Origin of the sequence: Streptomyces sp. AK02-01A (genome assembly GCF_033795305.1) — a bacterium.
In the GTDB taxonomy this organism is placed as follows: domain Bacteria; phylum Actinomycetota; class Actinomycetes; order Streptomycetales; family Streptomycetaceae; genus Streptomyces.
Map to the genome: position 1 here is coordinate 18807 of NZ_JARBAE010000005.1, position 20761 is coordinate 39567.

The 20761-nt window shown below is 71.3% G+C and carries 17 protein-coding genes and 1 pseudogene; 9 read left to right on the forward strand and 9 right to left on the reverse strand.

All coding sequences use genetic code 11. The features are described from left to right. Positions 1–2: 2 nt before the first annotated feature. Positions 3–1391 (reverse strand): hypothetical protein, encoded by a 1389-nt coding sequence (locus PV679_RS36160; RefSeq protein WP_416069667.1) that lies wholly within the window; start codon positions 1389–1391, stop codon positions 3–5. Between the two features lie 190 nt (positions 1392–1581). On the opposite strand from PV679_RS36160, the gene PV679_RS07425 reads away from it, so the two are divergent. Beyond that, positions 1582–2784, forward strand: coding sequence for an amino acid deaminase/aldolase (locus PV679_RS07425; RefSeq protein ID WP_319679261.1), 1203 nt, complete (start codon positions 1582–1584; stop codon positions 2782–2784). Between the two features lie 75 nt (positions 2785–2859). Here the strand turns inward: PV679_RS07425 and PV679_RS07430 are convergent, their stop codons facing one another. The 3 genes from PV679_RS07430 to PV679_RS07440 are packed head-to-tail and all read right to left on the reverse strand — an operon-like array spanning position 2860 to position 6409. Then, a complete protein-coding gene (locus PV679_RS07430; protein ID WP_319679447.1) occupies positions 2860–3642 on the reverse strand; it encodes a 3-oxoacyl-ACP reductase in 783 nt (260 codons plus the stop codon). Between the two features lie 17 nt (positions 3643–3659). Further along, positions 3660–5036 (reverse strand): aldehyde dehydrogenase family protein, encoded by a 1377-nt coding sequence (locus PV679_RS07435; RefSeq protein ID WP_319679262.1) that lies wholly within the window; start codon positions 5034–5036, stop codon positions 3660–3662. 8 nt (positions 5037–5044) lie between these two features. Next, entirely contained in the window at positions 5045–6409 is a 1365-nt protein-coding gene (locus PV679_RS07440; protein WP_319679263.1) for a glutamine synthetase family protein, read from the reverse strand. A 99-nt stretch (positions 6410–6508) separates the two neighbouring features. Here PV679_RS07440 and PV679_RS07445 point away from each other — a divergent pair, with 99 nt between their 5' ends. From PV679_RS07445 to PV679_RS07455, 3 genes are all read left to right on the forward strand, one after another. Further along, positions 6509–7225 carry a FadR/GntR family transcriptional regulator gene (locus tag PV679_RS07445; RefSeq protein ID WP_319679448.1) on the forward strand — a complete coding sequence of 239 codons (717 nt, stop codon included), beginning with the start codon at positions 6509–6511 and terminating at the stop codon, positions 7223–7225. Positions 7226–7375: 150 nt separating this feature from the next. Further along, positions 7376–8872, forward strand: coding sequence for an ethanolamine permease (gene eat / locus PV679_RS07450; RefSeq protein ID WP_319679264.1), 1497 nt, complete (start codon positions 7376–7378; stop codon positions 8870–8872). Between the two features lie 41 nt (positions 8873–8913). Next, a complete protein-coding gene (locus PV679_RS07455) occupies positions 8914–9594 on the forward strand; it encodes a gamma-glutamyl-gamma-aminobutyrate hydrolase family protein (RefSeq protein WP_319679265.1) in 681 nt (226 codons plus the stop codon). Positions 9595–9616: 22 nt separating this feature from the next. On the opposite strand, the gene PV679_RS07460 is transcribed toward PV679_RS07455, so the two are convergent. Then, a complete protein-coding gene (locus tag PV679_RS07460; RefSeq protein ID WP_319679266.1) occupies positions 9617–10546 on the reverse strand; it encodes a LysR family transcriptional regulator in 930 nt (309 codons plus the stop codon). A 70-nt stretch (positions 10547–10616) separates the two neighbouring features. On the opposite strand from PV679_RS07460, the gene PV679_RS07465 reads away from it, so the two are divergent. Then, entirely contained in the window at positions 10617–11780 is a 1164-nt protein-coding gene (locus tag PV679_RS07465) for a TDT family transporter (protein ID WP_319679449.1), read from the forward strand. On the opposite strand, the gene PV679_RS07470 is transcribed toward PV679_RS07465, so the two are convergent. From PV679_RS07470 to PV679_RS07485, 4 genes are all read right to left on the reverse strand, one after another. Continuing rightward, positions 11719–12471: a helical backbone metal receptor gene (locus PV679_RS07470; RefSeq protein WP_319679267.1), complete on the reverse strand. Its 753-nt coding sequence runs from the start codon at positions 12469–12471 to the stop codon at positions 11719–11721. The genes PV679_RS07465 and PV679_RS07470 overlap by 62 nt on opposite strands. A 16-nt stretch (positions 12472–12487) precedes the next feature. After that, positions 12488–13036 (reverse strand): XRE family transcriptional regulator, encoded by a 549-nt coding sequence (locus tag PV679_RS07475; protein WP_319679268.1) that lies wholly within the window; start codon positions 13034–13036, stop codon positions 12488–12490. Positions 13037–13252: 216 nt separating this feature from the next. Next, positions 13253–15874, reverse strand: coding sequence for an ABC transporter permease/substrate binding protein (locus PV679_RS07480; RefSeq protein WP_319679269.1), 2622 nt, complete (start codon positions 15872–15874; stop codon positions 13253–13255). Continuing rightward, on the reverse strand, positions 15867–16943 hold the full coding sequence (locus tag PV679_RS07485) for a betaine/proline/choline family ABC transporter ATP-binding protein (protein ID WP_319679270.1): 1077 nt from the start codon (positions 16941–16943) through the stop codon (positions 15867–15869). The genes PV679_RS07480 and PV679_RS07485 overlap by 8 nt, the downstream gene beginning before the upstream one ends. Before the next feature lie 375 nt (positions 16944–17318). Between PV679_RS07485 and PV679_RS07490 the strand changes: the two genes are divergently transcribed. The 4 genes and pseudogenes from PV679_RS07490 to PV679_RS07505 all read left to right on the forward strand — a co-directional run bounded on the left by PV679_RS07490 (position 17319) and on the right by PV679_RS07505 (position 20744). Beyond that, positions 17319–18224 (forward strand): 5'-3' exonuclease, encoded by a 906-nt coding sequence (locus PV679_RS07490; RefSeq protein ID WP_319679450.1) that lies wholly within the window; start codon positions 17319–17321, stop codon positions 18222–18224. Positions 18225–18278: 54 nt separating this feature from the next. Continuing rightward, positions 18279–19124: a siderophore-interacting protein gene (locus tag PV679_RS07495; RefSeq protein WP_319679271.1), complete on the forward strand. Its 846-nt coding sequence runs from the start codon at positions 18279–18281 to the stop codon at positions 19122–19124. A 77-nt stretch (positions 19125–19201) separates the two neighbouring features. Further along, a pseudogene (locus PV679_RS07500) lies at positions 19202–19372 on the forward strand (anti-sigma factor); the annotation flags it as partial. 10 nt (positions 19373–19382) lie between these two features. Then, positions 19383–20744 (forward strand): deoxyribodipyrimidine photo-lyase, encoded by a 1362-nt coding sequence (locus tag PV679_RS07505; RefSeq protein ID WP_319679272.1) that lies wholly within the window; start codon positions 19383–19385, stop codon positions 20742–20744. Positions 20745–20761 lie beyond the last annotated feature (17 nt).

Here is a 20761-nt window from a genome sequence, read left to right on the forward strand (position 1 = left end):
AATCACCGGGGCGCCACCGTGGCGACGCTGACGGTCTTGCGGAGCCCTCGTTCGACCCGGTCCGCGATGCCCTTCGCCTCATGGCCGAGACCGGCCTGCGCCGGCGCGGTCGTGGCGCCCGCGGCCATGGCCTTTCCGGCGGGCTGAGGAGTGGTGACGGCCCGTCCGTCGGCGAAGCCGGAGACGGCGTAGACGACCACGGGCGCGTCGGTGAGGACGTTCACCGTCCAGCTCGCGCGCTGCGCGTCGCCGAAGCCGGCGGCGAGTGTGCCTCCGACCGGGAAGGTACGGGGCATCAGACCGGCGCGGTCGGCGAGCCGCTCCTCCCGGAAGCGGGCGCGCAGGGCGTACATCGCGGCCGGATCGCCCTGCGTGAAGACAAGCCCGACGGTGGTGACGCTGCTGGAGGTGGCGTCCGCGTAGGTGGCGCGCAGCACTCGCGCGCAGCCGGTCTGGCGCAGTACTTCGAGGAACCGGGCGTCCAGGACGGTGGCGCAGCCGCTGTCGGGCGCGACGCCGATCCGGGTCCACTCGCGGTCCGCGCCTCCGGGCCCGGCGCCGTCTCCGCTGAGCGTGCGGGGAAAGATGCTGTCGACGGGCACGCTGTGCCAGAGGGCGCGGGCCGTGGCGTACCCGTCATGGGCGGCGGGCTCGGCGGCCGAGTCCCCGGTCAGCCAGCTACCGGTGGCGGCGCCTCCGATCAGTCCGAGTCCGAGCACGACACACGCCGCGGCGGCGGCGACCCTGACGGGATGGCGGGCGGGCACGGGCCGTAGCCGCGTGGTGGTCTCCGCGGGCGTCTCCGGAGGCGCGTCCGTCCAGGGACGGCGGGCGCCGGACGTGCCGGGCCGGGACGTATGACCGGCGGCTCCGGCGGGCCGGTGCCCAGCGGGCCGGGACGGAGCCTCGCCCGGCCGGGCCGTGGGCACCGGCGGCAGCCGGGGATCCGGCGGCACCGCCCTCAGCCGCGTGGTGATCTCGGACGGCGGCGGATCCGCCGGGGGCACCCGCCTCAGCCTGGTGGTGATCTCCGACGGCGGCGGATCGGACGCGGGACCGCGGTCACCGCCGGGGCGCCGCTCGAACGACCGCTGCTCGCCGATCCGCCGGTCGTCCGGGCCCTGGTCACGGCCGGTTTCGGGCCGGTGCTCTTCGGGTCGGTGCTCTTCTGGCTGGTGGGCTTCGGGCCGGTGGGCTTCGGGCCGGTGCGCACCGGGCGGCGGTCCTGACGGCCGCGGAGGTATGCGCGCAGGCCCGGCGGGAAGCAGGGCCTCGGTGATGCGTGAGCCCGGTGCGCCCGGCGGATCCGCCGCCGCGTCGGGCTCGCCCGTACCGGGCGGAGACGGCGGGCGGCGGGGCGGTATCGGAGCGTTTCGTGCTTCGGTGTTCATCCGCCCCCCGTCCTGCCCTTACGGACTGGTCCACCCGTATGCCGGCCGCCTTGCGGGACAGGCCCCTTCGTCGCGTGGGCGTCACTCTACGGGCTGGAGCACACCCGACGGGAACGAGAACACGGGCACGGGTGGATCTGCCCAAATCATCCCCCTACCCCTCGGTAATCGTGTCTGGCAAGCTCGGTCCATGAATCCGCGTGCCACTGACCGGGCCCGGTACGACCGGGCCACCGCCCATCTCGACGCTCCGCTCGCCCTGGTCGATCTCGACGCGTTCGACGCCAACGCCGACGATCTCGTCCGGCGGGCCGGAGGCAAGCCGATCCGGGTCGCCAGCAAGTCGGTGCGCTGCCGGACGCTGCTGGAGCGGGTCCTCGGCCGTGCGGGCTTCGCCGGGATCATGTCGTTCACTCTGGCGGAGTCGCTCTGGCTGGCGCGGGCCGGATTCGAGGACGTACTGCTCGCCTATCCGTCGGTGGACCGCGCCGCCTACGCGGAGCTGGCCGCCGATCCCAAGTCGGCCGCCGCCGTCACCGTCATGATTGACAGCACGGCTCATCTCGATCTCATCGACGCGGCGCGCGACGGCGGCCGCGAGGAAATCAGGATCTGTCTGGAACTGGACACGGCGCTGCGGCTGTTCGGCGGCCGGATACGGATCGGCGCGCTGCGCTCGCCGCTGCGTGAGCCGGCCCAGCTCGCCGAGCTGGCCAGGTCGGTCGCCCGGCGTCCCGGCTTCCGGCTGGTGGGACTGATGGCGTACGAGGGCCATGTGGCCGGAGTGGGCGACGCGCTGGCCGGACGGCCGGTGCGCTCGCGGGCGATCCGTCTGATGCAGTCGGCGGCCCGCAGGGAGCTGGCGGAACGGCGCGCGGCGGTGGTGCGTGCGGTACGGACGGTGGCGCCGGAGCTGGAGTTCGTCAACGGCGGCGGTACGGGCAGCGTCCAGCACACGGCCGCCGAGGAGGCGGTGACCGAGATCGCGGCCGGTTCCGGACTCTATGTGCCGCGTCTCTTCGACAACTACACGTCGTTCTCGGGCCGTCCGGCCGCGCTGTTCGCCCAGCCCGTGGTGCGCAGGCCGGGTGTCGGTGTGGTGACGGTGCTGGGCGGTGGTTATCCGGCGTCCGGCGCTGCGGGCCCGGACCGGCTGCCCGTTCCGTATCTGCCCGAAGGGCTGCGCTACGACGGTCAGGAGGGCCCCGGCGAGGTGCAGACGCCGCTGCTCGGCTCCGCCGCCGACGATCTGCTGATCGGTGACAAGGTGTGGTTCCGGCACGCCAAGGCCGGTGAACTGTGCGAGCGCTTCGACACCTTGCAGTTGGTCGAGGACGACCGCGTGGTGGCGACGGCGCCCACCTACCGCGGCGAGGGCCGTACCTATCTCTGAACCGTGGAACTCGAAGCCCTCCACCGCGGTGGAGGGCTTCGAGCGATCCGTCAGCAGCCTCCGCGGACAGGAGAGTCAGAGCGGCGTGACATAGGCGCCGGAGATGCCGCCGTCGACCAGGAAGTCCGTGGCGTTGACGAACGACGAGTCGTCGCTGGCGAGGAACGCGACGGCCGCCGCGATCTCGTCCGCCTCGGCGAACCGGCCCACCGGGATGTGCACCAGCCGGCGCGCGGCCCGCTCCGGGTCCTTCGCGAACAGCTCGCGCAGCAGCGGGGTGTTGACGGGACCCGGGCACAGCGCGTTCACCCGGATTCCCTCGCGCGCGAACTGCACTCCCAGCTCACGGGACATCGCCAGCACTCCGCCCTTGGAGGCGGTGTACGAGATCTGGCTGGTGGCCGCGCCCATGACGGCGACGAAGGACGCGGTGTTGATGATGGAGCCCCGTCCCTGCCGCCGCATATACGGGATGGCCGCCTTGCAGCAGAGGTAGACCGAGGTGAGGTTGACCTCCTGGACGCGCTTCCAGGCGTCCAGCCCGGTGGTGAGGATCGAGTCGTCGTCGGGCGGCGAGATGCCCGCGTTGTTGAAGGCGATGTCGACGCTGCCGTAGGTCTCGTAGGCGGTCCTGAACAGCGCCTCGACCTCGTCGGCGTCGGTGACGTCGACCCGTACGAATGTGCCGCCGGCCTGCTCGGCGGCGAGCTTGCCTGATGCCTCGTCGATGTCGCCGCACACGATGTGCGCGCCCTCGGAGGCCAGTCGGCGGGCCGTGGCGAGACCGATGCCGCTGCCGGCTCCGGTGATGACGGCGGTACGGCCGACGAGCCGGCGGCAGACGATGGGGTCGGTCATGGGTTCGGTCAAGGTGCTCAGGCCTCCGTGCTGATGAAGACGTTCTTGGTTTCGGTGAAGGCGGCGAGGGCGTCGGGGCCCAGCTCGCGGCCGAGTCCGGACTGCTTGTAGCCGCCGAACGGTGTCCCGTAGCGGACGCTGCTGTGGGAGTTGACGGAGAGATTCCCGGCGGCGACGGCGCGCGAGACCCGCAGCGCGCGGCCCACGTCACGGGTCCAGATCGATCCGGCGAGCCCGTAGTCGGTGGCGTTGGCGAGCCGGACCGCGTCCGCCTCGTCCTCGAAGGGCAGGACGACGGCGACCGGGCCGAAGACCTCCTCGGTCGCGACCGGCGAGTCCGCGTCGGCGTCGGTGAGCACGGTCGGCGGAAACCAGAAGCCGGGGCCGTCCGGTGCGCTGCCGCGGATGCCTTTCACACCGTCCGGGACATAGGACCGTACGCGTGCGAGCTGGGCCGCCGAGATCAGCGGACCCATCTGCGTCCGCTCGTCGGACGGATCGCCGACGACGACCGACTCGATCGCGGGCGCGAGCAGTTCGAGGAACCGCTCGTGGATCTCGCGCTGGACGAGGATGCGGGTGCGGGCGCAGCAGTCCTGGCCGGAGTTGTCGAGGAAGGCCATCGGCGCCGCGGCGGCCGCCTGTTCGACGTCGGAGTCGGCGAAGACGATATTGGGGCTCTTGCCGCCGAGTTCGAGGGTCACGCGCTTCACCAGTGCGGCGCCGCGCGCCATGATCCGCTTGCCGACCCGGGTGGAGCCGGTGAACACGATCTTCGCGACGCCCGGATGCTCGACCAGTGCGTTGCCGGCGACCTCGCCGGCGCCGGGCAGGACCTGGAAGAGATGCTCGGGAAGCCCGGCTTCCAGGGCCAGTTCGGCCAGCCGCAGAGCGGTGAGCGGAGTGGTCTCGGCCGGTTTGAGGAGGACGGCGTTACCGGCCGCGAGGGCCGGGGCCGTACCCCAGGCGGCGATCGGCATGGGGAAGTTCCAGGGAGCGATCACTCCGACGACGCCGAGCGGTTCCAGCAGGGTGATGTCGAGGCCGCCGGCGACGGGGATCTGCCGGCCGCTCAGCCGCTCCACTCCGCCGGCGCAGTAGTCCAGGAGATCGCGGACATTGCCCGCCTCCCAGCGGGCGTTGCCGAGGGTGTGGCCCGCCTCGCGGACCTCCAGCCCGGCCAGTTCCTCGTTGTGCGCGTCGACCACCGCGGCGAAGCGGCGCAGCAGCCGGGCGCGGTCGGCGGGAGCGGCGGCGGCCCAGCCGCGCTGGGCCTCGGCGGCGCGCCGGACCGCCGCGTCGGCCTGCGCGACGGTGGTGGCCGCGACGGTGGCGACCAGCTCGCCGGTGGCGGGGTTGAGGACCTGATGTCCGGCTGCGGGTGGCTCGTGCACGTCGTTCCTCACAGGCGTTCGAAGGAGCGGCGAAGCTCCCAGTCGGTCACCGCGGCGTCGAAGGCGTCCACCTCGACCCGCGCCATGTTGCGGTAGTGCGCGACCACGTCGTCGCCGAAGGCCGCGCGGGCGACGGGGCTGTTCTCCCAGAGCTCCGCGGCTTCGCGCAGGGTGGTGGGGACGTGCTCGTACTCGGCGGTGTAGGCGTTTCCCGCGCAGGGCTCGGGAAGTTCCAGGGCGTTCTCGATCCCGTACAGCCCGGCGGCGATCATGCCGGCGACGGCGAGATGCGGATTGACGTCTCCGCCGGGCAGCCGGTTCTCGAAGCGCAGGGACCGGCCGTGGCCGACCACTCGCAGCGAGCAGGTGCGGTTGTCGTAACCCCAGGCGACGGCGGTGGGAGCGAAGGAGCCGGGCTGGAAGCGCTTGTACGAGTTGATGGTGGGCGCGTACAGCAGCGAGAAGTCCCGCAGTACGGCGAGCTGGCCGGCCAGGAAGTGGCGCATCACGGGAGACATGCCGCCGGGCCCGTCTCCGGCCATGACGCCGGCGCCCTGTTCGTCCCGGAGCGAGAGATGCACATGGCAGGAGTTGCCCTCGCGCTCGTTGTACTTGGCCATGAAGGTGAGCGAGACGCCTTCCTGCGAGGCGATCTCCTTGGCGCCGGTCTTGTAGATGGCGTGCTGGTCGCAGGTGACCAGGGCCTCGTCGTACTTGAAGGCGATCTCGTGCTGGCCCGGGTTGCACTCGCCCTTGGCCGACTCGACGGTCAGTCCCGCGGCGGCCATCTCGTTGCGGATCCGGCGCAGCAGAGGTTCGATACGGCCGGTGCCGAGGACGGAGTAGTCGATGTTGTACTGGTTCGCCGGGGTCAGACCGCGGTAGCCGCTGTCCCAGGCCTGCTCGAAGGTGTCCTTGAAGACGATGAATTCGAGTTCGGTACCGACGTGCGCGGTGAGGCCGTGTCCGGCGAGGCGTTCGAGCTGGCGGCGGAGGATCTGGCGGGGCGCGGCGACGACGGGTGAGCCGTCGCTCCAGGCGAGGTCGGCGATGAGCAGTGCCGTGCCCTCGTTCCACGGCAGACGGCGCAGGGTGGAGAGATCGGGACGCATCACGAAGTCGCCGTAGCCGCGGTCCCAGGAGGACATCTCGTATCCGTCGACGGTGTTCATGTCGGTGTCGACGGCGAGGAGGTAGTTGCAGCCTTCGCTGCCGTGCTCCAGGACCTCGTCGAGGAAGAAGGCCGCGGCGAACCGCTTGCCCTGGAGCCGGCCCTGCATGTCGGGAAAGGCCAGAACGACCGTGTCGATCTCGCCGCCCTCCACGAGGATGCGCAGCCTGTCGATGGCGAGCGGGGGTGTGCGGTCTGCCACGGGATTACTCCTCCTTCGGTCAGCCGGAAGCCATAAGGTATTCCTGGAGACCTTTGTTGGGAAGGGGGAAACGGCGACGTGGCGAAGAAGAACCAGCCGATGGACCCGCTGACTCCGGTACTGCGTCCCGTGCGGGCGGGAAACGGTTTCGAGGAGGCACTGGAGCAGATCCTCCAGGTCGTACGGCTGGGCCTGGTGGCGGCCGGTGAGCGGCTGCCCGCCGAGCGGGAGCTGGCGGAGCGGCTGCGGATCAGCCGCGTGACGCTCCGCGAGGTGCTCAAGGTCCTCCAGGACCAGGGTCTCGTGGAGAGCCGGCGGGGCAGGTACGGCGGGACTTTCGTCCGGTCCCGGCCCGGCACTCCGGCCGGGAGCGCCGAGGAGGAGCTGCGGCGGCGGGTGGCCGGTGTGGACATCGAGGACATCCTCCTCTTCCGCGAGGTGCTGGAGGTCGGCGCGGCGGGGCTGTGCGCGGCGCACGGCCTGTCCGGAGAGCGGGCGGAGCGGCTGCGGTCGGCGCTCACCGCGACGCGGGACGCGCCGCTGGCGGAGTACCGCAGGCAGGACACGCTGCTGCATCTCGCGCTCGCCGAGCTGTCCGGCTCCGCGACGCTGACCGCACAGTACGCCGCCGTGCGCGCGACGGTGAACGATCTGCTGGACTGCATCCCGCTGCTCGTACGGAATCTGGAGCACTCGCAGCGGCAGCACACCGCGCTGGTGGAAGCGGTCCTCGACGGGGACGCCGACGGAGCGCGGGAGATGATGCGCGAGCACTGCGGCGGTACGGCCGCGCTGCTGCGGGGATTTCTGACCTGAGAGCCGGGCGGGACCGGGGCCGGCGGACCGGGAGAGCCGCGGCCGGCCGGCGGCGATCCGTAACAGCCTTTTGACATACGGGTCTTGCGCATGGCGGTCGCGGCCGTAATGGTGTGGCGTCACACCATTGCCCAGAGGCAGGAGCTGCTTATGTCCGACGGCACCGACTCTCGCGTCCCGCCCGCCACCGCGCCCGACGGCGCCACACCCGATGACACCGCGCCCGACGGCGCCGCGCGGGATGCCGTCTACCTCCAGCGGCGGGCACTGCGCCGCGGCAGCGCCGGCTGGCTGCTGCTCACCGGTCTGGGAGTCGCCTATGTCGTCTCCGGAGATTTCTCCGGCTGGAACATCGGTCTCTCCGAAGGCGGCTTCGGCGGTCTCGCGATCGCCACGCTGCTGATGGGCGTGATGTACGCCTGTCTCGTCTACTCGCTCGCGGAACTCTCCGCCATCCTGCCGACCGCCGGCGGCGGTTACGGCTTCGCCAGGCGCGCGCTCGGCACCTGGGGCGGCTTCCTCACGGGTACGGCGATCCTCATCGAGTACATCCTGGCGCCGGCCGCGATCTCGATCTTCATCGGCGAGTATGTCGAGTCGCTCGATCTCTTCGGTCTGACCGCCGGCTGGCCGGTGTATCTGGCGTGCTTCGTGATCTTCATCGGGATCCATCTGTGGGGCGTGGGCGAGGCGCTGCGCTTCAGCCTGGTGGTGACGGCCGTCGCGGTGGCGGCGCTGCTGATCTTCGCGGTCGGCGCCTTCACCGAGTTCGACGCGAGCGGCCTCAATGACATCCCGGCCGACAGGGACGCCTTCGGCTCGGGCTCCTGGCTGCCGTTCGGCGTGCTGGGCATCTGGGCGGCCTTCCCGTTCGGCATGTGGTTCTTCCTGGGCGTCGAGGGCGTACCGCTGGCCGCCGAGGAGGCCAAGGATCCGGTCCGTTCGATGCCGAGGGCGCTGTCGATCTCCATGGGTGTGCTGGTGCTGCTCGCGCTGATCACCTTCTTCGCCGCGACGGGCGCGCGCGGCTCGGCCGCCGTCCAGGACGCGGGCAACCCGCTGGTGGTCGCGCTCCAGGGAGACGGCGATCCGACCGCGCTGAGCCGGTTCGTGAACTACGCCGGTCTGGCCGGTCTCGTGGCCTCCTTCTTCTCCCTGATCTACGCGGGCTCCCGGCAGCTCTTCGCGCTCTCCCGGGCGGGCTATCTGCCGCGCTTCCTCTCGCTGACCAGCGGCCGCAAAGCCCCCTATCTGGGTCTGCTGATCCCGGGCGCGATCGGCTTCGCGCTCGCGGCGGGCAGCGGCGACGGCGGACGCATGCTGAATGTCGCGGTCTTCGGCGCCACCATCTCGTATGCCCTGATGGCGCTGTCCCATCTCGTGCTGCGCCGCCGTGAGCCGGGACTTCCCCGGCCCTATCGCACGCCCGGCGGCATGCTCACCTCCGGTGTGGCCTTCGTACTGGCGCTGTCGGCGCTGGTCGCGACCTTCCTGGTGGACAGGGACGCGGCGTTCATCGCGCTGGGTGTCTATGTCGTCGCCCTCGCCTACTTCACGTTCTACAGTCGGCACCGGCTGGTCGCCGCCGCTCCCGAGGAGGAGTTCGCGGCGCTGGCCGAGGCCGAGGCCGAACTCGAACGCGACTGACCGGCGTCAGCACAAGCACCAGCACGACGGAGGACCGACCTGTGAAGCCGCTCATCGGTGTCAGCACCTATCTGGAGGCATCGGCCGCCTGGGGCACCTGGGACATGCCGGCCGCGCTGCTGCCCGCCGGCTATCCCCGGCTCGTCCAGCGGGCCGGCGGACTGGCCGCGCTGCTGCCGCCGGACCATCCGGCCGCGGCGGCGGAGGTGGTGGCCCGGCTCGACGGCGTGGTGATCGCGGGCGGCCCGGATGTGGAGCCGGTACGGTACGGCGCCGAGCCGGACCCGCGCACCGGGCCGCCCGCCCGGGAACGGGACGCCTGGGAACTCGCCCTGATCGGTGCGGCGCTGGCCTCCGGCACACCGCTGCTGGGGATCTGCCGGGGCATGCAACTGCTCAATGTGGCCCTCGGCGGGACGCTGCTCCAGCATCTCGACGGGCACACCTCGCCGGTCCTCGGCACCTTCGGCCGGCATCCGGTCAAGCCGGTGCACGGCACCCGCTACGGGAATCTGGTGCCGGAGGAGTTCGAGGTGCCGACGCACCATCACCAGACGGTCGACCGGCTCGGCGCGGGACTGACCGTCTCGGCGTTCGCGGCGGACGGCACGGTGGAGGCCGTCGAGCTGCCGGACCCGCGGTGGGCGCTGGGCGTCCAGTGGCATCCGGAGATGGCCGAGGACACCCGCGTGATGCGGGCGCTGGTCCTGGCCGCCTCCTGACCGGGCCGGGACCGGCCGCCGGTCAGATCCCCTGGTGCCGGGTCAGCGACAGCAGGTCACGGGCCGGGCCCGCGGGCCGGGCACCGGTCGGCCACACCGCGCGGAGATCACGGCGCAGCCGTATGCCCTCCACCGCCACTCTGACCAGGCGGCGGGCCGCCAGCTCCTCGCCCACCGCGAGTTCGCTCAGGACACCGGGCCCGGCGCCGCTGACCACGGCGGCCTTCAGCGCGGTGGTGGAGGCCAGTTCGAGCAGCGGCTCGGCGAGCCCGCCGTACGCGGCGAGCCCGGCGTCCAGCACCTGCCGCGTGCCGGAGCCGGGTTCGCGCAGGATCAGCGGGGTCCCGGCCAGCTCCGAGGGATCGAGCGGCGCACGGCGGCGGGCCCAGGGATGTCCCGGGGCCACCACCACGAGCAGCCGGTCATGGCCGATGACGGCGGAGTCGAGTCCGTCCGGCGTGGACAGGCCCTCCACGAAGCCGAGGTCCGCGTCATGCGCGAGGAGGCGCTCGGCGACGGCGGCGGAGTTGCCCGCGTGCAGCGAGACCGCGGTGTCCGGCCGGCCCCGGCGGAGCGCTATCAGCCAGCCCGGCAGCAGATACTCGGCGATCGTCATGCTGGCCGCGACGCGCAGCCGTGAGTCCCGGCGACCGCGCAGCGCCTGCGCTCCCGCGTCGAGGACCTCGGCCGCCTCCACCACGCGCCGCGCCCAGTCCGTGACCAGCGTCCCCGCGTCGGTGAGCCGGGAGCCGTGCGGTGAGCGGTCCACCAGGGCCACGCCGAGCAGCCGCTCCATGGCCCTGACCCGGCTGCTGGCGGCGGGCTGGGAGATGCCCATCTCGCGGGCGGCCCGTCCCAGGCTGCCGAGCCTGGCGACCGCCAGCAGCAGCTCCAGTGCGCCGAGGTCGGGCACACGGTGGGCGAGCGGGGCTCCTGCGGAGGCATCGGTCATAAATTCAGGTTATGACCTCATAGGGACAACGGGGCTGGTGGGGGCCGTGCCGGAGCGTGAGGGTGAGGACATGGCCATCCTCGCGCACACTCCGGCGGACTCGCCCGCACGCGTCCCGGCCGCTCCGGCCGGGACGCGGCTGCCGTCACTCCGGCACCTCGGACCCAACTGGTACGCCACGGTGATGGGAACGGCGATCGTCGCGAGCGCGGGCGCCGGACTCCCGTTCGCCGTTCCGGGACTGCGGGCCGTCTGCGTGGTGGTGTGGGCGCTGTCGGCGGCGCTGCTCGCCGTCCTGCTGACCGCCCGCGCCGGGCACTGGCTGTACCACCGCGACCAGGCGCGCGCCCATCTCCTGGACCCGGCGGTGGCGCCGTTCTACGGATGTCTCGCGATGGCGCTGCTGGCCGTCGGCGGCGCCACGCTCGTCGTGGGCCGTGATGTGCTCGGCGAGCGGACCGCGGTCGCCGTGGACGCGGTGCTGTTCGGGACGGGCACGCTGATCGGTCTGGTGATCGCCGTGCTGATTCCGTATCTGATGGTCGTACGTCACCGGCTGGAGCCGGCCGACGCTTCGCCGGTCTGGCTGCTGCCGATCGTGAGCCCCATGGTCTCGGCGGCGGTCGGCCCGCTGCTGGTGCCGCATCTGCCGGCCGGACAGGGCCGCGAGGCGCTGCTGCTCGGCTGCTACGCGATGTTCGGGCTGAGTCTGCTCGCCACGCTGACGATGCTGCCGCTGATCTTCGGCCGGCTGGTGTCGTACGGCCCGCTGCCGCTCGCGCTGACCCCGACGCTCTTCCTGGTACTCGGCCCGCTGGGACAGTCGACCACCGCGGTCGGTCAGCTCGCCGGTGTCGCGCCCACGGCGGTCGGTGGCTCGTACGCGCGCGCCCTGGCCGCCTTCGCCGTGGTGTACGGCGTGCCGGTGATGGGCTTCGCGCTGCTGTGGCTGGCGCTGTCGGCGGCGCTGGTGGTGCGCGCGCTGCGGCGCGGGATGCGGTTCACGATGACCTGGTGGGCCTTCACCTTCCCGGTCGGTACCTGTGTGACCGGCGCGGAGGTGCTGGCGCGGCACTCCGGTCTGGTGGCGCTGGAGTGGCTGGCGGCGGGACTGTTCGCGCTGCTGCTGACGGGCTGGTCGGTGGCGGCCTGGTACACGCTGCGCGGGCTGTTCAGCGGAGCGCTGCTCGCAGCGCCGCGGGTGCCTCGGCCAGCGACGGCCCGTACCAGGTGAGGTGACGTCCGTCGACAAGTGCGGCGGGCAGCCCGGGAAAGGCCTCGGGGCCGTCGTCGGCGGTGAAACGGTACGGCTCGTCGGGCAGGACGACCAGATCGGCGCCCGCGGTCCGCAGCTCGTCGAGCGGGACGCGCGGATAGCGCTCGGGATGATGCGCGTACACATTGACCACGCCCAGCCTGGCGAGCAGGTCTCCGGCGAAGGTGTCGCGTCCGAGCACCATCCAGGGCCTGCGCCACACCGGCACGACGGCCCGCCGCGGCCCGTCCGGAGGCGGCAGTGACGCCCAGGCGGCCCTGGCCTCGTCCAGCCAGCGCGGCCGGGCCAGTCCACAGCCGGTCACCAGCACTCGCTCCAGCTCGGCGAAGCCCTGCGGCAGGCTTCTGACCTCGGTGACCAGCACATCGAGCCCGGCCGCCCGGAGCGCGGCGAGATCCGGGGCGCGGTTCTCCTCCTCGTTGGCGAGGACCAGGCCGGGACGGAGCGCGACGACCGCCGCGATGTCCGGGTTCTTCGTGCCGCCGATCCGTACGACGTCGAGACCGGCCGGACGGCCGCACCAGTCGGTCGCGCCCACCAGCAGGCCGGGCGCGCTGACGGCGACGGCCTCGGTGAGCGAGGGAACGAGCGAGACGACACGCGGACCTCGCGCGGCCGGACGCGGCACGGCCCCGGCAGGGAGCGGCACAGCCTCGCCGCCGCTCTCAGCGCCGCGGGTCGACGGTCGCGTCGATGTGTTCGGCGACGCCGACGACCAGGATGCGGGTGCCGGGCTCGGTGGCGCGCCAGCGGTGCCGTACGCCACCCGACAGATACAGGGTGTCGCCGCGCTCCAGCCGGTACGCCCGTCCCTCCGCCTCGACCTCGGCGGCGCCGTCGGCGATGTACATCACCTCGTCGTTGCGGTGCTGGTACTCCCGGCCGGTGTCCTGCTCGCCGGTGAATTCCTTGGCGTTGAGCTGGTGTCCGCCGCGCGCCACCCGGCGGACGCCGGGACCGCCGTCGCCGGCCCGTACGACATCGACCGTGCGCGCGGAGTCGGCGGCGGCGTGCAGTTTGGCCGGTGTGGTCTCCAGGGCCTCCGCCACCCGCTCCAGTGAGCGGGTGCTGGGTCTGGCACGTTCGTTCTCGATCTGGCTCAGAAAGGGCACGGACAGTCCGCTGCGGGCGGCGACCGCCGCCAGGGTCAGGCCCAGAGACCTGCGCCGCCTGCGGACGGCCGCGCCCACCCTGAGCGCTTCCTTGTCGTCCATGTCTGGGCTCCCTCCCGGCCGGATCGTCATCTTCTCAGAGTTGACGCCGGTACAAGAGCTGTCCTGCCTCACCCGCTGCCGAACCCTCAATAGTACGAACAGAAGGACGAGAAGGGCAGTGCCGCCCTCGGTATCAATGATGCGCGCCGCAGCGGCATTCACGAAGGAGCGGGCGCCGCGACCCGGCGACGCCCGCACCTCCCGCAGAGCGCTCCGCTACAGCGGAGCCATCCTGTCCGCGATGCCCGGATTCTCTCCCATCCAGGCGCTCACGGCCTCCTCCTCGTGTCCCGTGCCGCTTTTCTGGATCTCGTTCTCCAGACCGGCGAGCTGCTGCTCACTCAGTTTGAAGTTCTTGAACCATGTGGTGAGCCGCGGATAGTTCGCCGGGAAGTCCTTGGCGGCGACGGTGGTGATCCGGTCGCCCTCGCCGAAGGCCTTCCTCGGGTCCTTGAGTTTGGTCAGGCCGTATTCGTTGTAGGCCCAGTGCGGGGTCCACAGCATGACCGCGACCGGCTCCTTCTTCGCGTACGCCCGCTTGAGCTCGGAGAGCATGCCGGGCGTGGAGCTGTCGACGACCTGGTACTCCTTGTCCAGCCCATAACCCGGCAGGACCTTGTCCTTGAGGATGTTCATGGTCTCGGTGCCGGGCTCGATACCGATGATCCGGCCCTTGAAGTCGGAGCCCCTGCCCTTGAGGTCGTCCAGGGAGTCGATGCCCTTCACATACGAGGGCACGGAGAGCTCCAGCGAGGTCGGGCCGTACCAGGACCCGAGGTCGGTGAGGTCGTCGTGGTACTTGTCCCAGTACCTCTTCTGCGTGTTGGGCAGCCAGCCGTCGAACTGGACATCGATCTGGCCCCGGGACATCGCCGCGTACATCGGACCGACCTCGAACTGCTTGAGGTTCATCGTGTAGCCGCGTTCCTCCAGGACGGCCTTCCACAGATAGGTGGCGGCGATGTCCTCCTCCCACGGAAACCACGCGACCTCCAGCGGACGCTTCCGCTCGTCCGGGCCGCCCGCGGCGCCGGCCGCCTGGCCGACCGGGGTCCACCGGTCGGCGGCACCGGGGTTGTCCTTCAGCCAGGCGCGGACGGCCTCCTGCTCCTTGCCCTTGCCGGTCGACTGGATCCTGGCCTCCAGGCTGGTGAGCTGCTTCTCGCTCATCGTGAAGTTCTTCAGCCAGGACGCGACGCGCGGGTTGTCGGCGGAGAATCCCTTACGGGTCAGCGTGTGGATGCCGTCGCCCTTGCCCCAGATGCCCTTCGGGTCCTTCAGCTTGGTCAGGTCGTAGGTGTTGTACGCCCAGTGCGGCGACCAGAGCACCACGACGACGGGCTCCTTCTTGTCGTACGAGCGCTTCAGCTCGGCGAGCATGCCGGGCGTGGAGCCGTCGACGACCTTGTACTCCTCGTCCAGCCCATAACCCGGCAGGACCTTGTCCTTGAGAATGCCCATCTCGCCGGCGCTGGGCTCGATGCCGATGATCCGGCCCTTGAAATCGGAGCCCTTGCCCTTGAGGTCGTCCAGGGAGTCGATGCCCTTCACATACGAGGGCACGGAGAGCTCCAGAGACGTCTGGTCGTACCAGGACCCCATGTCCTCCAGGCTGTCCTTGTACGTGGCCCAGTACGTGGCGTGGGTGACCGGCAGCCAGGAGTCGGTCTGGATGTCGATCTGGCCGCCCGCCTGGCCGGTGTAGAGCGAGCCGGCCTCGTACTGCCTGGCGTCGACCTCGTAACCGCGCTGTTCCAGCAGTTCCTTCCAGAGGAAGGTGGAGGCGATGCCCTCGTCCCACGGGATGTAGCCCATGCTGATCTTCTTGCCCTGGCCGACATCGGCGGCGTCCGAGGTGGTGCCCGCCGGTGATCCGGCGAACACACCCATGCCGCCCGCGGCGAGCGCGAGCACGACCATGCCGGCCATCGCGACGACGGGCGCCGGACGGTGGTTCCAGATCTTCGGTCCGCCGGTCAGCTCCCGCGCCTTGGCCAGCGCACGGCGGCCGAGCGGGGACACCTGGAGGCTGAGCGCGCCGGTGATCCGGTCCAGATACATCGCCAGGATGACGACGGATACACCCGCCTCGAAGCCGAGGCCGATGTCGACATTGCCGATGGCGCGGTAGACGGCGCCGCCGAGGCCGCCGCCGCCGACCATGCCGGCGATGACCACCATGGACAGGCCCAGCATGATCACCTGGTTGATGCCGGCCATGATCGTCTGGAGCGCCAGCGGCAACTGGACGCGCAGCAGCGTATTGCGCGGACTGGTGCCGAACGCCTCGGCGGCCTCGACCAGTTCACCGTCGACCTGGCGGATGCCCAGCTCCGTCATGCGGACACCGGGCGGCAGCGAGAAGATGATCGTCGCGATGATCCCGGGAACCACACCGACGCCGAAGAAGAAGACTCCGGGAATCAGATAGACCATCGCGGGCATGGTCTGCATGAAATCGAGCACCGGTCGGGTCATGGAACTGACCGTCCTGGAGCGCGCGGCCCAGATGCCGAGAGGCACCGCGACAAGCAGCGTCACGATCGTCGCGACCAGCACCAGCGAGAGCGTCGCCATCGACTCCTCCCACAGCTCGATGGCATCGATCAGCGCGAAGCCGGCGAAGGTGAGGACACCCGCGATCAGGCTGCGCAGCCACCAGGCGAGTACGGCGAGGATGCCCGCGAGAAGGAGTGGCTCCGGCGCGGAGAGCACCGCGTCGATGCCGTCGTACATGCCGGAGACGATCGAGCCGATCGCGTCGAACAGCCAGGAGAGATGGCGCTGGAGGAAGTCGACCGCGCTGTCGACCCAGTCTCCGAGAGGGAGCCTAGGCACTGGCCACCGCCTTGTCCGCGGAGACCGTGATCTCCTCGGGCGCGCTCGTCCGGGCGGACGGCTTCATCGGCTCGCCGAGGACGGCCAGCAGCCGGGCGCGCGGTACGACGCCGACGAGCTCGCCGCCGTCGTCGGTGACGGCGACCGGCACTCCGCTGGTGGAGGAGGGCGTGAACAGCTCGATGATCGGAGTGGACTCGGCGACGCTGGCGGGCGCCGCCGCGAGCACGTCGGCGGCGGTACGGATCTCCTTGCCGCCGTCCGTCCTGCCGCCGAAGGCGGTCTCCGGTTCGGCCATGATCGCACCGGCGGTGAGCACCCGGGAGCGGTCGACATCCTGTGTGAAGGACGCGACGTAGTCGTTTGCCGGTGTGACGAGGATGTCCTCGGCGGTGCCGAGCTGGACGATCTCCCCGTCGCGCATCACGGCGATCCGGTCACCGAGGCGCATGGCCTCGTTGAGGTCGTGCGTGATGAACACGATGGTCTTCTTCAGCCGCTTCTGGAGCTGGAGGAGCTGATCCTGCATATCGCGCCGGATCAGCGGGTCGAGCGCGCTGAAGGACTCGTCCATCAGGAGCAGACCGGCGTCGGTGGCGAGCGCGCGGGCCAGGCCGACACGCTGCTGCATACCGCCGGAGAGCTCGTCGGGCCAGGACTCCTCCCAGCCGCCCAGGCCCGTGAGCTCCAGCGCCTCGGCGGCGCGCTTCTCGCGTTCGGCGCGCGGGACGCCCTGCACTTCGAGGCCGTACGCGGCGTTCTCCAGGACGCTGCGGTGCGGGAACAGCGCGAAGTGCTGGAACACCATGCTGACCTTGGTGGAACGCACGTCGCGCAGCTCGCGCGGGCTCAGCGCGGTCAGGTCCTGACCGTCGAAGAGGACCCGGCCCGAGGTCGGTTCCAGCAAGCCGTTGAGCATGCGCAGCAAGGTGGACTTGCCGGATCCGGAGAGACCCATGACGACGAATATCTGGCCGGGCTCGACCGAGAACGAGGCGTCGATCACCGCCGCGGTCGTACCGTCGGCGCGAAGCGCGTCACGGTCCGTACCGTTGGCGAGCTTCGTCATGGCTTCGTCTGGTCGTCTGCCGAAAACCTTGTACAGGTGTTCGGCTTGCAGCCTGGACACATACACCTCACGCGTTGAACGGAAACCGGCCCGCCACCCCCGCGGGCGGGCCGGGAAGTGGTGCGGGTTCGGCCCGCTTTGCCCTGGCGCACAGTGTTTGGAACTGCAAACCTGGTCCACTCCGGGTGCGCGCCTGCCCTCACTTACGCAGGCCAAACAAGTAAGTGATCCAGCTCACTCCGGAAGGAAAGTCGCCGCCGCGAAAAGCCGCCATGCCACCGGGCGGCGGCCCTCGCGTGAGCGCCGGCCGGCGCGACAGACCCGAGGGCGCTGTCAGTGGAATGGGGCATCATCGGGCGGGTGACGCGACGCCTGATGCTCCTCGACACCGCCTCCCTCTACTTCCGGGCCTACTTCGGAGTCCCCGATTCCGTCCGCGCCCCTGACGGCACACCGGTCAACGCGGTGCGCGGCCTGCTCGACTTCATCGGGCGCCTGGTCCAGGACCACCGTCCCGACGAGCTGGTGGCCTGCATGGACGCCGACTGGCGGCCTCAGTGGCGAGTGGATCTGATCCCGTCCTACAAGGCCCACCGGGTGGCCGAGGCGCACGCGGAGGGCCCGGACGAGGAGGAGACCCCGGACACGCTCGCGCCGCAGGTCCCGGTGATCGAGGAGGTGCTCGACGCGCTGGGCATCGCCCGGGTCGGTGTCGCGGGATACGAGGCGGACGATGTGATCGGCACGCTGGCCGGCCGGGCGGCGGGCCCGGTGGACATCGTCACCGGGGACCGCGATCTGTATCAGCTCGTCGACGACGCCCGAGGCGTGCGGGTGCTGTATCCCGTCAAGGGAGTGGGAACGCTCCAGCTCACGGACGAGGCGGCGCTGCGCGAGAAGTACGGTGTCGACGGCCGCGGGTATGTCGATCTGGCCCTGCTGCGCGGTGACCCGAGCGACGGGCTGCCCGGCGTGCCCGGAATCGGCGAGAAGACCGCGGCCAAGCTGCTCGACGCCTTCGGCGATCTGGCCGGGATCATGGCGGCCGTCGACGATCCGCGCTCGAAACTCACTCCTTCGCAGCGCAAACGGCTCGACGAGGCCCGTGCCTATGTGGCGGTCGCGCCGACGGTCGTACGGGTCGCCGGCGACGTACCTCTGCCGGACTTCGACCCGGCGCTGCCCTCCGCGCCTCGTGATCCGGCCGCGCTCGACGCGCTGGCCGCGCGATGGGGACTCGGCGGAGCGGTGCGACGGCTCCTGGCGACGCTCCAGCACTGAAGTGCTAGCTTAGGTAAGCCTAAGCATCGCGCGCGAGAGTCAGGGGAGACCGCCGTGGCAGAACAGCAGGCCCGCAGGACACCGAAGGCCCGCGTGGCGCAGGTCGTCACCACCGAGTGGATCACTCCGCACATGGTGCGGCTCGTCCTGGGCGGTGAAGGACTGGCCGGTTTCGAGGCCGGTGAGTTCACCGATCACTACATCAAGGTGCTGTTCGCGGCCGAGGGCGTGACCTATCCGGAGCCGTTCGACATGGAGCGGATCCGCGCGGAGTTCCCGCGCGACCAGTGGCCCACCACCCGTACGTACACCGTGCGCGGCTGGAATCCGGCGGCCCTGGAGATCACCGTCGATTTCGTGGTGCACGGCGACGAGGGTCTGGCCGGCCCGTGGGCGGCGCGCGCACAGCCCGGCGATACCGTACGGTTCCTCGGCCCCGGCGGTCTGTACGCACCGGACCCGGCGGCGGACTGGCATCTGCTGGCCGGTGACGAGAGCGCTCTGCCCGCGGTCGCCGCGTCGCTGGAGCGGGCCCCGGCCGGCGCGGTCGTACACGCCTTCGTCGAGATCTCCGGCCCCGAGGAGGAGCAGAAGATCGCGACTCCGGACGGGATCGAGATCACCTGGCTGCACCGCGGCGACCGGCCGGTGGGCGAGGCGCTGGTGGCGGCGGTCCGCGGGCTGGACTTCCCGGCCGGTGATGTCTGTGCCTTCGTGCACGGCGAGGCCGGTGTCGTGAAGGAGCTGCGCCGTCATCTGCGGCTGGAGCGGAACATCCCGCGTGAGCGGCTGTCGATCTCCGGCTACTGGCGGCTCGGCCAGAGCGACGAGGCGTGGCGGGCCGTCAAGCGCGAGTGGAACGAGCAGGTGGAGCGCGAGCAGGAAGCCACCACCGTCTGAGGACGCGGCCCAGGTTTTCCGCGGCTCCTGGAATCCCGGCGAGAGCGTGTGCCCTCGCCGGGATTCCGTTGTCCGGCGGGACGACGCGTGCCGCGGGCCCGCTGGACCCCACGGCCGGCTCGGATGCCGTACTGATGGCCGGCTCCGTTGGCGCGGCCCCGGGCATGGGCATCACTGTGGAACCGGCGGGCGGCTCCTCGCGGCCCACCTCCGACCCGTTGGTTCCGCTGAGGTTCCCGACCGCGTAAGGACACGCACATGAGCGTTGCGGTGGCGCTCTTCACCTCCGATCTGCGCGTGCACGACCAGCCGGTGCTGCGCGCGGCCCTGCGCGGCGCGGACGAGGTCGTGCCGCTGTTCGTCCTCGATCAGGGGATCACGGCGGCGGGCTTCGACGCGCCCAACCGCCGGGCCTTTCTGGCCGGCTGTCTCGGCTCGCTGGACGCCGGGCTGCGCGAGCGCGGCGGCCGGCTCGTCATCCGTACGGGCGCGGTCGTCGAGCAGGTCTGCCGGGTGGTGCGGGAGTGCGGCGCCCAGCAGGTCCATGTCGCGGCCGGAGTCAGCCGGTACGCGGCGCGCCGGGAGGAGAAGCTGCGCACGGAGCTGGCGAGCGCCGGATGCGCGCTGGTGGCGCACGACGCGGTGATCACCGCTGTGCCGCCGGGCCATCTCACTCCGTCGGGCGGTGACCACTTCGCGGTCTTCACTCCCTACTTCCGCCGCTGGGAGGCGGCCGGCACGCGCGAGGTGATGGCCGCGCCCAGGACGGTTCGGGTCCCGGCGGTCGACGGCGATCCGCCGCCTTCGGCGACGGCGGTCGACGGTGTCTCTCCCGGCCTCGCCGAGGGCGGTGAGCACAGGGCGCGCGAGCGGCTGGCGTCGTGGCTCGCCGACGGGATCGACGCGTACGAGGACCGCCACGACGACCTGGCAGGCGACGCCACCTCCCGGCTCTCTCCGTACATCCACTTCGGCTGTCTCTCCCCGGTGGAACTGGTCCAGCGGGCCCGGCGCCGGGGCGGGGCCGGCGCGGAGGCGTTCACGCGCCAGCTCGCCTGGCGGGACTTCCACCATCAGGTGCTCGCGGCCCGCCCGGCCGCCGCGTGGTCGGACTATCGCGCGCGCGGCGACCGATGGCGCACGGACGACAAGGAGATCGCCGCCTGGCGGGAGGGGCGTACCGGATATCCGGTGGTCGACGCCGCCATGCGCCAGTTGCTGTACGAGGGCTGGATGCACAACCGCGGGCGGCTGCTGGTGGCGAGCTTCCTCACCAAGACCCTGTACGTGGACTGGCGCGTCGGCGCGCGTCACTTCCTGGATCTCCTTGTCGACGGCGACATCGTCAACAACCAGCTCAACTGGCAGTGGGTGGCGGGCACCGGCACCGACACCCGTCCCAACCGGATCCTGAATCCGCTCGTCCAGGCCAGACGGTTCGACCCGCGCGGCGACTACGTTCGGCGCTGGGTCCCGGAGCTGGCCGGCCTGGAGGGCGCGGCCGTCCATCAGCCCTGGAAGCAGGCTGGCCAGAACCGGGCGCGGTTCCGCTATCCGGATCCGATCGTCGATCTCGGCGAGGGCCGGGCACGCTTCTCCCTGGCCCGGGGACTCGGCTGAGCCGCCGTCTCTGATGG